13 protein-coding genes are annotated in these 15,457 nt (G+C 63.5%); 7 read left to right on the forward strand and 6 right to left on the reverse strand.

Annotation, left to right across the window (positions count from 1 at the left end; genetic code table 11):
- Positions 1–19: 19 nt before the first annotated feature.
- From glp to EN862_RS10170, 5 genes are read right to left on the reverse strand one after another with little or no spacing between them, the layout of a single operon-like run.
- The gene (glp, locus tag EN862_RS10150) at positions 20–1,225 is read right to left on the reverse strand and encodes a gephyrin-like molybdotransferase Glp (protein WP_127863936.1); all 1,206 of its coding nucleotides are present in this window, start codon (positions 1,223–1,225) and stop codon (positions 20–22) included.
- Entirely contained in the window at positions 1,225–1,707 is a 483-nt protein-coding gene (gene moaC, locus EN862_RS10155) for a cyclic pyranopterin monophosphate synthase MoaC (RefSeq protein WP_127864043.1), read from the reverse strand. The genes glp and moaC overlap by 1 nt, the downstream gene beginning before the upstream one ends.
- Positions 1,704–2,516 carry an indole-3-glycerol phosphate synthase TrpC gene (gene trpC / locus EN862_RS10160; RefSeq protein ID WP_127863937.1) on the reverse strand — a complete coding sequence of 271 codons (813 nt, stop codon included), beginning with the start codon at positions 2,514–2,516 and terminating at the stop codon, positions 1,704–1,706. Before trpC ends, moaC begins: the two co-directional genes overlap by 4 nt.
- A 4-nt stretch (positions 2,517–2,520) precedes the next feature.
- A complete protein-coding gene (gene trpD, locus EN862_RS10165; protein ID WP_127863938.1) occupies positions 2,521–3,531 on the reverse strand; it encodes an anthranilate phosphoribosyltransferase in 1,011 nt (336 codons plus the stop codon).
- Positions 3,528–5,423, reverse strand: coding sequence for a peptidyl-prolyl cis-trans isomerase (locus tag EN862_RS10170; protein ID WP_127863939.1), 1,896 nt, complete (start codon positions 5,421–5,423; stop codon positions 3,528–3,530). Before EN862_RS10170 ends, trpD begins: the two co-directional genes overlap by 4 nt.
- A gap of 143 nt (positions 5,424–5,566) precedes the next feature.
- Between EN862_RS10170 and tpiA the strand changes: the two genes are divergently transcribed.
- From tpiA to EN862_RS10195, 5 genes are all read left to right on the forward strand, one after another.
- Positions 5,567–6,334 (forward strand): triose-phosphate isomerase, encoded by a 768-nt coding sequence (tpiA, locus tag EN862_RS10175; RefSeq protein ID WP_127863940.1) that lies wholly within the window; start codon positions 5,567–5,569, stop codon positions 6,332–6,334.
- Positions 6,335–6,495: 161 nt separating this feature from the next.
- Complete coding sequence (gene secG / locus EN862_RS10180) at positions 6,496–7,002, forward strand: preprotein translocase subunit SecG (protein ID WP_127863941.1); 507 nt, start codon at positions 6,496–6,498, stop codon at positions 7,000–7,002.
- A gap of 215 nt (positions 7,003–7,217) precedes the next feature.
- Positions 7,218–8,348, forward strand: coding sequence for a L,D-transpeptidase (locus EN862_RS10185; RefSeq protein WP_127863942.1), 1,131 nt, complete (start codon positions 7,218–7,220; stop codon positions 8,346–8,348).
- A 171-nt stretch (positions 8,349–8,519) separates the two neighbouring features.
- On the forward strand, positions 8,520–10,157 hold the full coding sequence (locus EN862_RS10190; protein ID WP_127863943.1) for a CTP synthase: 1,638 nt from the start codon (positions 8,520–8,522) through the stop codon (positions 10,155–10,157).
- Positions 10,158–10,179: 22 nt separating this feature from the next.
- Positions 10,180–10,725, forward strand: coding sequence for a DUF1697 domain-containing protein (locus EN862_RS10195; RefSeq protein ID WP_127863944.1), 546 nt, complete (start codon positions 10,180–10,182; stop codon positions 10,723–10,725).
- Positions 10,726–10,773: 48 nt separating this feature from the next.
- Here EN862_RS10195 and EN862_RS10200 read toward each other — a convergent pair whose 3' ends face one another.
- A complete protein-coding gene (locus tag EN862_RS10200) occupies positions 10,774–12,231 on the reverse strand; it encodes an NCS1 family nucleobase:cation symporter-1 (protein WP_127863945.1) in 1,458 nt (485 codons plus the stop codon).
- Between the two features lie 306 nt (positions 12,232–12,537).
- On the opposite strand from EN862_RS10200, the gene EN862_RS10205 reads away from it, so the two are divergent.
- Complete coding sequence (locus tag EN862_RS10205) at positions 12,538–12,840, forward strand: DUF982 domain-containing protein (RefSeq protein ID WP_127863946.1); 303 nt, start codon at positions 12,538–12,540, stop codon at positions 12,838–12,840.
- A gap of 474 nt (positions 12,841–13,314) precedes the next feature.
- The gene (locus EN862_RS10210) at positions 13,315–15,363 is read left to right on the forward strand and encodes a flotillin family protein (protein ID WP_127863947.1); all 2,049 of its coding nucleotides are present in this window, start codon (positions 13,315–13,317) and stop codon (positions 15,361–15,363) included.
- The last annotated feature ends 94 nt before the right edge of the window (positions 15,364–15,457 follow it).

The raw sequence follows: 15,457 nt of genomic DNA on the forward strand, positions 1-15,457 counted from the left end.
GATCGGCGTTGTCGATGTATCAGCGCAGCATAAGCACGCTGCATTCGGCGCCGGCTTCCGCGGCCGGAGCGAAGGGCTCGCGCACGATCAGGCCGTTGGCGTCGGCGAGCATCCTGAGCATCGAGGAATCTTGGATGCCGAAGGCGGTCGCGTTCAGCGCGCCGGCATCTTCGCGCACGACGGCGCGAACATAGTCCTGCCTGAGATCGTTGGCCGGCATCGCGGCGCCCAGCCTGGCCGTTCGCACGTCCTGCCTGAAATTGCGGCCGCCGAGCCGGGCAAGCAGCGGCTTCAGGAAGAGCTGCGAGCAGACGATGCTTGCCACCGGATTGCCTGGCAGGCCGATGCAGCGGACATTGCCGAGCCGGCCGAACATCAACGGTTTGCCGGGGCGCATTGCGATCTTCCAGAAGTCGAGCCGCATGCCTTCGCCGGTCAGCACGTCATGGATCAGGTCGTGATCGCCGACCGAGGCGCCGCCCAGCGTGACGATGACGTCGGCGCCCGCCTCGACCGCTTTCCGGACCAGCGCGGCGATCGACTCCTTGCGGTCGGCGGCGATGCCGAGATCGAGCGCCCGCGCGCCGACCGACTGGGCGGCGGCGGCAACGCCATAGGCATTGGAGGAAATGATCTGATCTGGGCCGAGCGTGCTGCCCGGCGGCAGCAATTCATCGCCGGTGGCGATGATCGCGACCACCGGCTGGCGCACGACATTCAAGGCAGGGTGGTTGGCAGAAGCCGCCAGCGAAAGAGCCGGCGCATCGAGCAAGCGACCTTTTTCGAGCAGCACATCGCCCTCGCCGAAGTCGAGCCCGCGGCGACGGATGTTGCGTCCTCCCGCGGTCGGTTCCGTCACTTCGATCTTGCGGTTGCCGAGGTCGCGGACGTTTTCCTGGATGACGATGGTGTCGGCGCCTTCAGGCAGTGGCGCGCCGGTGAAGATGCGTACGGCCTGGCCTTCGCCGACTGTTCCGGAGAAGCCGCGCCCGGCAGGCGCCATGCCTGTCACTTCCAGTTGCGCTGGCGCTGAAGCGACGTCGGCGGAACGCGCGGCATAGCCGTCCATCGCGGAGGCGTTGAATGGCGGCTGCGTGCGCAAAGCCACGACCGGTTCCGCCAGGACCCGCCCCGCCGCTTCCGCCAGCGGAACGCTCTCACCGGGCAAAGGGGATGCGCCGTCGAGCAGGCGCGCGAGCGCTTCGGCGACCGGTACCAGCGCCATCAGGAACCGACCTTGTAGTCACCCGACTTGCCGCCGGTCTTCTCGACCAGCCGGATGCCGGAAATCACCATGCCGCGGTCCGCCGCCTTGGCCATGTCGTAGATGGTGAGGCAGGCGACCGAGGCGGCGGTCAGCGCTTCCATCTCTACCCCCGTCTTGCCGGTGACACGGGCGAGCCCCGTGACCTTGAGGCCGGGCAGCGCACGGTCCGGCTCGATCTCGACAGCGACCTTGGTCAGAAGCAGCGGATGGCAAAGCGGGATCAGCTCATGCGTCTTCTTCGCCGCCATGATGCCGGCGATGCGGGCGGTGCCCAGAACATCGCCCTTCTTGGCGTCGCCGGCCAGAATCATCTCCAGCGTTTCCGGCCGCATCGAGACAAAACCTTCGGCGATCGCCGTGCGGGTCGTCTCGGCCTTGTCGCCGACATCGACCATGTTGGCTTCGCCCTTGGCGCCAAGATGGGTGAGGGCCATGCTCAGATGGCCTCGGCCGGCGCCTTGCCCGTCAGCAGAAGCCCGGTCGCCGCGGCCACGTCCGCCTGCCGCATCAGGCTCTCGCCGACGAGGAATGTACCGATCTTGCTCTTCTCCAGCCGGCGGCAATCCTGATGGGTGAAGATACCGCTTTCGCTGACCAGCAGCCGGTCCGCCGGCACCATGGCGGCCAGACGCTCCGAAACATCGAGGCTGGTCTCGAAGGTTCTCAAATCGCGGTTGTTGATGCCGATCAGCCGCGACGACAAGGTAAGCGCGCGCCGCATTTCCTTTTCGTCATGCACCTCGATCAGCGCGTCCATGCCGAGCTCGAAGGCGGTCGCTTCCAATTCCCTGGCCAGCGCGTCGTCGACGCTAGCCATGATGATCAGGATCGCATCGGCGGCCCAGGCGCGCGCTTCGTGGACCTGATAGGTGTCGAAGAGAAAATCCTTGCGCAGGGCCGGCAGGCGCACGGCTGCCCGCGCGGCCGTCAGGAATTCCGGCGCGCCCTGGAAGGATGGCGCGTCGGTCAGTACCGAAAGACAGGCGGCGCCACCTTTCTGATAGGCCCTGGCGAGAGCCGGCGGATCGAAATCGGCTCGGATCAGGCCCTTGGACGGGCTCGCCTTCTTGATTTCGGCGATCAACGCGAAGTTCCCGGACCTGCGCTTTGCCTCCAGGGCCGCGAGAAAGCCGCGCGGCGCGTCCGCGTCCTTCGCACGCGCCTTGATTTCGGCCAGAGGCACGCGCCCCTTTGCCGCGGCGATCTCTTCGCGCTTATAGGCTTCGATCTTGCGCAGGATGTCCGACAAGGCCTTATCCGTTCGAAATCTCGACAAGCTTGTCCAGCACCGCAAGAGCGCGGCCACTGTCGATCGCTTGCGCTGCCGCCGCGATACCGTCGGCAAGCGTCGTCGCCTTGCCGGCCACAACCAGACCGGCGCCGGCGTTCATCAGCACCGTGTCGCGATAGGCGCCGGCGGCGCCACCCAACATATCGCGCAATTGCTTGGCATTATAGGCTGCGTCGCCGCCGCGCAGCTCTTCCTTGGTGTGCCGCTTCAGCCCGAAGGCTTCCGGCGTCAGGGTGAAGGTGCGGATCTCGCCGCCGGCAAGCTCCGCAACCTGGGTCTCGCCCGTGGTTGTGATCTCGTCATAGCCATCGCCATGGACGACCCAGGCGTGCTCGGCGCCCAGCGCCTTCAGCGTCTCGGCCACCGGCATGATCCATTCCGGCAGGAAGACGCCGACCATCTGGCGGCTGACGCCGGCGGGGTTCGACAGCGGTCCAAGCAGATTGAAGATGGTGCGCGTGCCGAGCTCGACGCGGGTCGGCCCGACATGCTTCATCGCCGGATGATGCGCCGGCGCGAACATGAAGCCGACACCGGCTTCGTGAATGCAGCGGCCGATCATCTCCGGCGAGATATCGATCTTGACGCCCAGCGCCGTCAGCACATCGGCGGAGCCGGTCAGCGAGGACAGGCCGCGATTGCCATGCTTGGCGACTGGCACGCCGGCGGCGGCGATGACGAAGGCCGAAGCGGTCGAGATGTTGACCGAGTGCGAATTGTCGCCGCCGGTGCCGACGATGTCGATGGCGCCGTGCGGTGCCTCGACACGCAGCATCTTGGCGCGCATCGTGGCGACCGCGCCGGATATCTCGCCTACCGTCTCGCCACGCACGCGCAGCGCCATCAGGAAGCCGCCGATCTGGCCGGGCGTCGCGTCGCCCGACATGATGATGTCGAACGCCTCGCGCGCCTCTTCGAAAGACAGCGCGGTGCCGGTCGCGACCTTGGCTATGTGTGTCTTCAGCTCGCTCATCGTGTCTGTGCTTGCGAAACGGCGTTCGGGTCGATGCGGACGTTGTATTGCGACTGCAGCTGCGCCACCAGCTGGTCGAGCAGGTCGTCGGACATGCCGGCGCCGAAGGATTTCTGCGCCTCGTCCGGCACGGTGCTGCCGTCGGCGCCAGCCGGCTCGAAGACCTCGGCGACCTTGAACAGGATCTGGCCGTCGCCGGTGGGCGAGGGGATCAGCCCGGTGCCGCCTTCGCCGACGCCGAACATGGCCGCGGCACCCTCCTTGCCGAAATCGGCATCGTCGGCTTCGCGCTTCAGGCCGCGCTTGGTCTGTTTGTCGAGCTTGAGCTCGCCGGCGATGACGTCGAGCGTGGTGCCGGACTTGAGGCGCTTCTCGAGCTCCTTAGCCTTCGCGTCGAGCCGCTTTTCGGTCTCGGCTTCGGTCCAGTCGGCCACGACCTTCTTGCGGACCTCATCCAGCGTGCGGTCGCGCGCCGGCGTGATCGACTGCACCTCGTAGAAGACGAAACCGTTGTCGGCGGTCGTCAGGGCTTCATTCTCGGTATTGGGCTCGGCCGCGAACACTGCCTTGATGAGATCGGCCGATTGCGGCAGGTCGTTGACAACAGTGCCGTCCGGCCGCTGGCCGGTGCGGTCGATAGCGTCGATGGTGACGACCTTGAGCTTCAGCTTGTCGGCGGCCTGGGCAAGCGAGGCGCCCGAGGCGCGGGTGTCCTCGTAGCTGTCATGCACGTCGAGCAGGATGCGGCTTGCCTCGCCGAGCGCCAGGTCCTTGCGGATCTGGTCGGACACTTCCGAAAGCGGTTTCACGACCTGCGGCTTGATCTCGGTGACGCGCAGGAGCACGGGACCGAAAGCGCCCTGGACGACCTGGCTTACCTCGTTGGCATTGAGCGAGAAGGCCGCGTCGGCAACCGCCTTGTCGGCGATCTTGTCCTTGGAAAGCGTGCCGAGCAGCGTGTCGGCCTGCGTCTTGCCTTCGGCGGTGACGAGCTTGTCGAAGGTGGCGCCAGCCTTCAGCGAATCCAAAGCCGCCTTGGCCGCGTCCGGCGTCTTGAACACCAGCTGATCGATGGTGCGCATCTCGGGCGTCGTGTAGCGCGCGACATTCTTCTTATACTCGTCGCTGACCTGCTGGTCGGTCACCGCGGATGGATCCGTGATGTCCTGCGGTTCGAGCCGGACATAGGAGAACTTGCGGTATTCCGGCGCGGCGTAGTTCTTCTTGTTGGCGTCGAAATAGGCATTGAGGGCGATGTCGGACGGAGCCTCGATCGGCTGCACAAGCGTCTTGGGCAGCACGAGGTAGTCGATCGTGCGATCCTCCCCGCGATAGAGCGAGACCGCCTTCAAGAAGGTCTGCGGAACCTTGAGGCCGTCGGAGATCGCCTCGACGATCTGCTGGCGCACAGCCACCTGCGAGCGGTTCCTGAGATAGTCCTCCGGCCGCATGTCGAGCTGGCGAAGGAGATACTCGAAGGTGCGGCGATCGAACTGGCCGCTGGGGCCCTTGAAGGCCGGATCCTCGCGCGTCAGCTCCGCCAGCCGGTCCTTGGAAAGGCCGAGGCCCAGCTTGCGCGCCTGTTCATCGAGCACGGCGCCCGAAACGAGCTGCGCCAGCACCTGATTGTCGACGCCGAGCAGCTTGGCCTGTTCCTGGGTAACGCGCTGGCCATATTGCTGGGAAAGCAGGCTGAGCTGGCGATTATAGGCCAGGCGGTACTCGTTGATCGAGACCTCGGTGCCGCCGGCGGTGATCACCGCGTGATGGCCGCCCAGCACGCCACCCACCATGCGTGTGGTGGCGCCCCAGGCGAGGAAACTCACCACCAGCAAGGACAGCAACGCCTTCGCGACCCAGGTGCCCGCCGCGCTTCTCAATATACCAAGCATGCATACTTCCGAGTTTTGCGCATTTTCGCATGCGCCGAGTTTGAAACAAGCGCAATAGCGCCCTTCCGGTCCACTGTCGATTGCTTTGTGACCTGATTTTGGTAGTGAGGGCGCTGCTTAATGTCGCTCGGAGAACGCGTCCCATGACCCCTGGAATCCGCCCGCTTGTCGCCGGCAACTGGAAAATGAACGGCACCAGCGCCTCGCTCAACGAGCTGCGGTCGATCGGCAACGGGTTCATGAGCGGACTCGACGCCGAGACCGAAGCGGTGGTGTGCGTGCCGGCGACGTTGCTCCAGCGCGCGGCCGAGATCCTGTCGCGCACGCCGGTGCGGGCCGGCGGAGAGGATTGCCATCCCAAGGAAAGCGGCGCGTTTACCGGCGAGATTTCCGCCGAGATGCTGAAGGATGCCGGCGCGAGCCACGTCATTGTCGGCCATTCCGAGCGCCGCGAACTGTTCGGTGAGGACGACGCGATGGTCCATGCCAAGGCTTCGGCCGCCTGGCGGGCAGGGCTGGTGGCCATGATCTGCATCGGCGAGACGCGCGCCGAACGCGAGGCGGGCGCCACGCTCGATATATTGTCGCGTCAGCTCGAGGGCTCCGTCCCGAGCAGCGCCACCGCGGCGAACACCATCATCGCCTATGAGCCGGTGTGGGCGATCGGCACCGGCCTGACCCCGACGGCGGCCGACGTCGCCGAGGCGCATGCGCATATCCGCGGCAAGCTGACCGGCTTGCTCGGCGATGCCGCGGCCAGGATGCGCATTCTCTATGGCGGCTCGGTCAAGCCGTCCAACGCGGTGGAACTGCTCGGCGTAGAGAATGTGGATGGCGCGCTGGTCGGCGGCGCCAGCCTGAAGGCGGCCGACTTCCTCGCTATCGCGGAAGCCTACATGAACATTGCCTAGAGACCGTCGCCCGGGCTTCCGCGGCATAAATCGTTGTATTGGCCGCATTGCTTCCCATATTCCCGGCCACGGGCTTGGAAATGCCGCCAAAGCATTGTAAGGAGCCGCCTCCAAAACACCGGTCGTATGCGCGGCCGCGCAAGGCCTCGCCAGGATAAATTATGGAAACCGTACTGATCGTCATCCACCTCATGGTCGTGCTCGCCCTTGTCGGCGTGGTGCTGCTGCAGCGCTCCGAAGGCGGCGGCCTGGGCATCGGCGGCGGTTCCGGTTTCATGACCGCGCGAGGTGCTGCGAATGCGCTGACTCGCGCGACGGCGATCCTGGCGGCTGCGTTCTTCGTGACATCGCTGGCGCTGTCGATCCTTGCCCGCTACGGCGAAAAGCCGATCGACATTCTCGACCGTCCGGCGACGTCGAGCCAGGGCAGCGGCGTGCTCAACCAGCTGCCGGGTTCCAATGGACCGGTGGGCACCTCCAAGCTCGCGGCTCCGGCCAGCGGCACGGCTCCCGCGGCTCCGTCGGGCGGTACGACGACCACGACGCCTCTTGCCAACGGCAGCACTGCGCCTGCGCCGGCTCCGGCGACAATGCCTGCTCCGGCTGCGCCGGCGCCGGCAACCAACGGCGTCACACTGCCGGTCACCCCGCAGGTTCCGAACCAATAGCCGGCCAAGGACCGGGCCGCGACCTGTTGTTCTTTGAACACAGTCGCGGCAAATGCGCGTCCGATCACAAAGATTCAACTGGGCGTGGCGCCTGCCTCAGCTTGAGGCGGTGACGGCTAATCGATTATAGATTGCGCGCGGCACATTATCGGCGTCCTTGGGGGGCGCCGGGCGACGCCGTGGGCAACTTGCTTTTGAACAATCGGATCTTCGCCATGCAGCTTCGCAGCTTCATCCTCCTGGGAGTCTGTGCCGTCCTCGGCATGGGTTCCGCGGCCTTTGCCGGACCGGCAAACCTGGCCACTTCCCCGTCGGTAGAGACGACCGACGCAATTCCAGTCGTCGCCGCCAAGAGCGACGCATCGCAGCTGAAGCTTCTCAAGAAGAAGAAAAGCCCGACCTCGGACGACCTTGCGCAGATCAGCAAGCTCGAGGCCAAGATCGCGGCCGACAAGGAGGCCGCCAAGGAAAAGGCGCTCGAGGCTCGCAAGCTGGCGATGCGGGAAGCGGCGAAGGCCAAGGCGGACGCAGCGCGCCAGGAATGGATCGCCAAGAAGGGCGGCGGGGCGGCCGCATCTGAAGTCGCCGCCGCCAAACCGGCCAAGAAGACCACCAATATCCTCGCGCCGCTGGAGCCGATAGCGCCGCTCGGTCAGGTCAAGGCCGAAGAGCCGATCCCCGCCGAAGCCATGAACATCACCGCCACCGGCAACAATGGCGAGCTCCGCAGCGAGCAACCCGGGCAGAAGCAGACGAGCAGCGGCGGGCTGTTCGCAGGCCTGTTCGGCGGTGCCTCGGTGTCTTCGATCAGCTATCTGCCAGAGACCCGCGCACTTGATTCGGCGCTCGCCAAAAAGGACGCCAAGCGGCCGTTCAAAGTGAAGCCCGAATTCGTGCCGCAGGACGTCATGTTCACCGGCTATGAGCCGGGCACCATCGTCATCGACACCAGTGCCCGCCGCCTCTACCTCGTCGAGTCGTTTTCCACTGCCCGCCGCTACGCCATCGCCGTCGGCCGCGAAGGCCTGCAGTTCAAGGGTACCGTGGCGGTCGGAGACAAGCAGGAATGGCCGCGCTGGATCCCGACGCTCGATATGCAGAAGCGCGAGCCGAAGCACTATGGCCAGTACAAGGACGGCATGCCCGGCGGCGGCGAGAACCCGCTCGGCGCGCGCGCCATCTATCTCTATGACGGCAAGAAGGACACGCATCTGCGCATCCACGGCACGATCGCGCCGCAGTCGATCGGAACCAGCGCTTCGAACGGCTGCTTCCGCATGATCAACGAGCACGTCATGGACCTCTACAGCCGCGTCAAGATCGGCACCAAAGTTGTTATTATATAACAACTGGTCGTTATCATCTGACGCGTTGAATCATACTGCCGAAAGGGCCGGCACCGCCGGCCCTTTTGTTTTGAATAGTGAAAATGCCGATCATCGGCACCGGCGCCATTTTGGGAAAAAGCCTTCGCGGCGGTTTTTTCTCTGGCGGAATCAATCAGGCCGCGTTAAGCGATGACTCCCATGGCGCGATATGTATTCATCACAGGCGGCGTGGTTTCCTCACTCGGAAAAGGCATTGCCGCAGCAGCTCTTGGGGCTCTTCTGCAGGCGCGAGGCTATCGCGCGCGGATCAAAAAGCTCGATCCCTATCTCAATGTCGACCCCGGGACGATGTCGCCGTACCAGCACGGCGAAGTGTTCGTGACCGATGACGGCGCCGAGACCGATCTCGATCTCGGCCATTACGAGCGCTTCACCGGGCGCTCTGCGAACCAGCAGGACAACATCACCACCGGCCGCATCTACAAGAACATCATCGAGCGCGAGCGGCGCGGCGACTATCTCGGCGCGACCGTGCAGGTGATCCCGCACGTCACCGACGAGATCAAGCATTTCGTGCTGGATGGCAATGACGACTACGACTTCGTGCTGTGCGAGATCGGCGGCACGGTCGGCGATATCGAGGCGATGCCGTTCCTGGAAGCTATACGCCAACTCGGCAACGACCTGCCGCGCAACAATGCGGTCTATGTGCATCTGACGCTGATGCCCTACATCCCGACCGCCGGCGAACTGAAGACCAAGCCGACGCAGCATTCGGTCAAGGAACTGCGCGGTATCGGCATTGCGCCCGACATCCTTCTGGTGCGCGCCGACCGGCCGATCCCGAAGGAAGAGCGCCGCAAGCTGTCGCTGTTCTGCAACGTGCGCGAAAGCGCCGTCATCCAGGCGCTCGACGTGCCGCACATCTATGACGTGCCGATGGCCTATCACCAGGAAGGGCTCGATTCGGAGGTGCTCGCCGCCTTCGGCATCGATCCGGCACCGAAGCCGCGCATGGAGCCGTGGCAGGCGCTGTCCAAGCGCATCCACAATCCGGAGGGCGAGGTGACCATCGCCGTCGTTGGCAAATACACCGGCCTCAAGGATGCCTATAAGTCGCTGATCGAAGCGCTGTCGCATGGCGGCCTGGCCAACCACGTCAAGGTCAAGCTCGACTGGATCGAGAGCGAGATCTTCGAGAAGGAGGATCCCGCTCCCTGGCTGGAAAAGGTGCATGGCATCCTCGTTCCCGGCGGCTTCGGCGAGCGCGGCTCCGAGGGCAAGATCCTGGCCGCCAAGTTCGCGCGTGAGCGGAAAGTGCCTTATTTCGGCATCTGCTTCGGCATGCAGATGGCGTGCATCGAGGCGGCACGCTCGCTGGCTGGCGTCGATCACGCGTCGTCGACCGAGTTCGGCCCGACAGACGAGCCGGTCGTCGGCCTGATGACCGAATGGCTGAAAGGCAACATGCTGGAGAAGCGCCGTGCCACGGGTGATCTCGGCGGCACAATGCGGCTCGGCGCCTACCAGGCCGAACTCGCCAAGGGCTCGAAAATCGCCGACATTTACGGCGACACGCAGATTTCCGAGCGCCACCGGCACCGCTACGAGGTCAATGTCGACTACAAGCAGCGGCTGGAAGATTGCGGCCTGGTCTTCGCCGGCATGTCGCCCGACGGCGTGCTGCCGGAGACGGTCGAATATCCCGACCATCCCTGGTTCATCGGCGTGCAATACCACCCTGAACTGAAGAGCCGGCCGCTTGAGCCGCACCCGCTGTTCGCCAGCTTCATCTCGGCGGCAGTGGACCAGTCGCGCCTGGTTTGAACCATCGGCTGGCGAACCAGCTATGCAAACCTATGTCGCGCTGCTCTACAGCATAGGCCTCGGCGAGGGCCGGCGCCTCGTTATGTCGGACTTCAAGGCGATGGCCGAAGGTCTCGGCTTCAACAATATCCGCACGCTGGTATCGACCGGCAACCTGGTCTTCGAGGCGCGAGCTGGCGAAATTTCGAGACTTGAGCGTCGGCTGGAAAAGGCCTTCGAGAAAACTTTCGGCCGCCATGTCGATATTATCGTGCGCCGCGCAGAGGATTGGTTGAAGCTCGCGGCGTCTAATCCGTTCCCTGCCGAATCGGCGGAAGCCGGCGACCAGGTCGCGATTCGGGTGATGCGCCAACCTGTCGCCGACGAAGCGCTATCGGGACTTCAGGCCCGCGCGGCCGACGATGAGAAGGTGCTTTTGGTCGACGGCGACATTTGGCTTGTCTTCTCACGCGAGCGGCCGAACTCGCGGCTGCTTGCAGCCGCCAATCACAAGCGATTCGGCGTCGGCACGTCGCGAAACTGGAACACAGTGCGCCGGCTGGCGGAGATGGTCGGCACTAGGCAGTAGGCGCGAGAGCCTGCTATCGCCTACTGCCTAATTCCTACTGCCTCACTTTCAAGCCTTTGCCACCTTTGCACCCGCGCCGAGCGCCATGGTGCGCAGGACGTAATAGACGGCGCCGGCGATGGCCACACCGAAGAACCAGCCATAGACGCCCCACCAAGCGGGCAGCCAGTTGGTGAAGTTGGGCAGGACCGAGGAGAAGATCGCGCCGATGCCGGCGGCGATGAAGGCGTTGACGTGCCAACCGCTTTGGAAGCGGAACTCGCCGTCCTCGCGGTAGAGCGCTTCGACATCGACCTCGCTTTTGCGGATCAGGTAATAGTCGACCATCATCACGCCGAAGATCGGCCCCATCGTCGCGCCGATGATGCCGACGAAGTGCGCTGCGCTGCCTTCCCACGGCGCGAAGGGATAGAGCACCAGCGCAATCAATGCCGCGATGTAGCCGCCTTTCTTGAAGTCGATCTGGCGCGGGAAGACATTGGAGAAGTCGAAGGCCGGCGAAACGAAATTCGCCACCACGTTGATGCCCAACGTCGCCACCGCGAAGGTGAGCGCGGCAAGGGCTGCCAGGAACCAGCTGTCGAACTTGGCCGAGATCTGGTCGGGGTGGAGCAGCACTTCATGGTAGACGTCGTAGGCGGCGATCGTCGTGACGCCGGCGACCAGCGAGAACAGGATGAGGTTGACCGGAAGGCCCCAGATGTTGCCCTTGCGCAGCGCTGCATTGTCCGGCGCGTAGCGGGCGAAATCGCAGAAGTTGAGATAGAGCGCCGAGAAATAGGTTACCCAGATCGCGGCGGCACCGAAGAGCGCGGTCCAAGATCCCGGATCGCCCGGAATGCCGGCATCGGCGGTCTTGTCGCGCAGCACATCCATCGGGATGTCGCTGGTGAAAGCGAAGCTGCCCGACTTCACGCAGAGATAGATCGCAAGCAGCAGCATCATCACCCAGACGGCGGGGCCGGCCCAATCCTGGAAGCGGCGCACGGTCTCCATGCCTTTCTGGATGATCAGGAGCTGCAGCGCCCAGATGACGACGAAGCAGATCACCTCAAGGGTCGAGTGCCCCAAAAGATGCGAGCTCTTGTTGAACTCGTCGAACCATTGCAGGCGCGTCAGCAGCGCCACGATGGCGCCCGATGCGGCTGCCGTCTGGGCACCGTACCAGAAGCAGGCGACGATGGCGCGCACCAGCGCCGGAATGTTGGCGCCCCAGATGCCGAAGGAGGCACGGGCAAGCACGGGGTAGGGCACACCGGTCTTCACGCCGGCATAGCCGACCATGTTCATCAGCGCGTAGATGATCAGCGAGCCGATGCCGATGGCGATGATGAAGTTGACGAAGCCGCCGCAGAACAGAAACAGGCTGGCCGCCAGATAGTAGCCCCAGAGGCTGTGGACGTCCGAGGTCCAGACATTGAAGATCGAAAACGGTCCCCAGTTCCTGACCGTTGCGGGTGCCAGATCCTCGTTATAGAGGTCAGGCGATGCGCCTTGAATGGTCATTGCAAGTGTTCCCCTTGTTGCAAACGCGCCCTCACGCGTTTGACCGCGAAGGTTAAGCCTGACGCCGGGGAACCGGCAAGCAATCCATTTGCCGGCTTTCGCCTTAAAGATATTCAATGAGAATCGCCGTTATCCGCCGCCGCCAAGCCTGCATCGGGCTGAGTCGCAATAACGCCTTTGATCACGCGGGTGCCGGAGGGCGGGTTCCGAACTTTTTCCATCGGCAACCAAATTTGTTTGGAACCAATCCGCCGGACGTGCGTTTATGCTGGTTCGACTGCGCTGCGGTCGGCCGGGAGGATAATCATGGATCGCTTGCATTTCTTTACCCCAGTGCGAATTGCGCGTGGGCAGGGATACCCTGTGGAGGAAGTCGATAGCGTCTCCGAGGCGATGGTGTTCCTGCGGAAGTGGCCCACGGGACGGCGTGGCCCTGTCTATCAATGCGCCCTGAATTGCTGTGCGGCGGCTATGTCGGGCAAGATGTCGGCCGAGGAAGCGAGGAAAGCCTTTGTCGGCTTTGCCCGCATCACCCGGCTGCTGGACGACGACATGGCGCTGCCACTGAGTGGCGCGTCGATGGACAATGTCTACGCGCTGCGGCGCTAGGTCGTAAAACGCTTTTGAAATTAATATGCTGCGTCGGCGATGGCGCGGTATATTGAGGTGCTGTTGGTTTCCAGATGCCGCGTCAGGTCGGATCGGAAGCCGGCGTTTTGACTCGTCAATAGCGCCGTTCCGCTCTCTGCTAATTTTCTAGAAGCCAACGCTTTCGAAGCAACAGAGCATTGAAAATACTTATACGATTTCGGCGTGAAGTATCTTTAAACCTGTTGGCGCTATTCCTACGTCATCGCTGTTATGTCTAGCAAGGCAACACCGATGTAACATCGCTTATGGCCACGCCTTTCTCACGGGGGACTCGGGAGGCGGGGCCACTTTCCCAAACAATGAGCAGCCCGAACGTTCGACACGCCCTTTGGTGCGTCGAGCATCTCGGCGCGAAATCTCCCCGCTTTGTCAATCAACACCAGCCGGGTGGCGGTCGGGTGAACGAACCCGCGCGCCCTTAGGAGACAAGAGATGGAAGCCCTAGAATATCTCGGCCCGATGAAATGGACGGCGATCGAGATCGCCGTGCCGGTTATCGTGCTGGCGATCCTGTTCTGGCGGAGCGGCATGGTCCGCTACATCCCGAACGACAGGCTCGGCATCCTGGAAAAACTATGGAGCTTTCGCGGCTCCGTCAGTGATGGCTTCATAGCGCTCAACCGTGAGGCAGGCTACCAGCCGGAAGTCGTGCGCGGCGGCCTGCATTTCTTCATGCCGTTCCAATATTCGATGCACCGCGCCAATCTTGTCACCATCCCGCAGGGCCAAATCGGCTATGTCTTTGCGCGTGACGGCAAGCCGCTGCCTCCGACGCAGACACTTGCTTCCAACACAGAAGCCGATGATTTTCAGGATGTGCGCGGCTTTCTCGAGAAGGGCGGACAGAAAGGACCGCAGCGCAAGATCTTGCGTGAGGGCACCTATGCCATCAATCTCGCGCAATTCGTCGTGCTCACCGCTCAATCGACCTATGCCGTCAACCTGAGCTCGTCGGAACAAAGCCTTTTTTCCAACATGTCCAGCTTGATCTCGGAGCGGGGCGGCTTCGAGCCGGTCGTCATCCACAATGCCGAGGACATGATCGGTATCGTCACCATCCATGACGGTCCGGCCCTGCCCGATGGCGAGATCATCGCGCCTACCGTGGCCAACGATCCGAATGACCCGAACTTCCACAATAATTTCCAGGACCCGGAGAAGTTTCTGAAAGCCGGCGGCTATCGCGGCCGGCAGCTGCAGGTGCTGGCCGACGGCAGCTACTTCCTCAATCGCATTTTCGCGACCGTCGAACTGGTCGAGAAGACGATTATCGACGTCGGCACGGTGGGCGTCGTCGTCTCCTACAACGGCCGCCACGGCACGGACATATCCGGGCAGGCATACCGTCACGGCGAGCTGGTCGAAATCGGGGCGCGCGGTGTCTGGTCGACGCCGCTGCTGCCGGGCAAGTATGCGTTTAATACTTACGCCGGCAATATCATCACCGTGCCGACCACCAACTTCGTGCTCAAATGGACGAAGGAGCAGTTCGGCGATCACAGGCTGGACGAGAACCTGTCCGAAGTGTCGTTGATCACCAAGGATGCGTTCGAGCCCGTGCTGCCGCTCTCCGTCGTCGTGCATATCGACTATATGAAGGCGCCGCTCGTGGTGCAGCGCTTCGGTGACATCAAGCGGCTGGTCGAACAGACGCTCGATCCGATGGTTTCCGCCTATTTCAAGAACATCGCCCAGACGAAGACGCTGATCCAACTCTTGCAGGAGCGCAGCGACATCCAGCGCAAGTCAGGCGAGGAGATGCGCGAAAAATTCAATTCCTACAGCCTCGAGCTGCAGGAAGTGCTGATTGGCACGCCGCGTGCCGCGAACGGCCAGAACAGCATAGAGCAGATCCTGATCCAGCTGCGCGAGCGCCAGATCGCGGTCGAAAAGGTCGAGACCTACAAATTGCAGGAGAGGGCGGCCACTCAGGAGCGCACCTTGCGTGAGAAGGAGGCGCTGGCCGAACAGCAAGCCAAGATCACGACCTCGGCACTTACCATCGAGATCAGCGAGAACGAGGGCAAGGCGCAACTCGCCCGCACCCGTCAGGAGGCGGAAACCATTCAGGTCACCGCCAAGGCGGAGGCGGAGAAGGTGCGCGTTGCCGGCCAGGGCGAGGCCGACATGATCAAGGCTGTCGCGCTTGCCGATGCCGAGCGCATCAAGGCGACCGGTTTTGCGGAGGCCGAGAAGGTGCGCGCCATCGGCCTGGCGGAGGCCGAGGCCACCGAGAAGAAGGTCGCGGCCTTCGGCGGACCGGACTATCAGCTCAACTCGCAGGTTCTCATGCGCTTCGCCGAGGCGATCGAGAATGGCAGGCTGCCGCTCGTGCCACAGATCCAGATCGGCGCCAATGGCGGCGAGAAGGGTGCCGCCAACGGCCTCGTCGAGATGATGCTTTCGATGCTCGTCGCGGATCGGGTTGGACGACAAAACCTGCAGGACGCGATCCCGGAACCGGCTGAGGAGGAGGAGTAATTGAGGATGGGCCGGTGGTACCGGCCCATCCTGCGCTCTGCCGAAACATGGCGTGGCCAAGCGCGGGAACCCACTCATCCGGCCGGTCCGTTCA

The organism is Mesorhizobium sp. M2E.F.Ca.ET.219.01.1.1 (genome assembly GCF_004016445.2).
Lineage (GTDB): Bacteria > Pseudomonadota > Alphaproteobacteria > Rhizobiales > Rhizobiaceae > Mesorhizobium.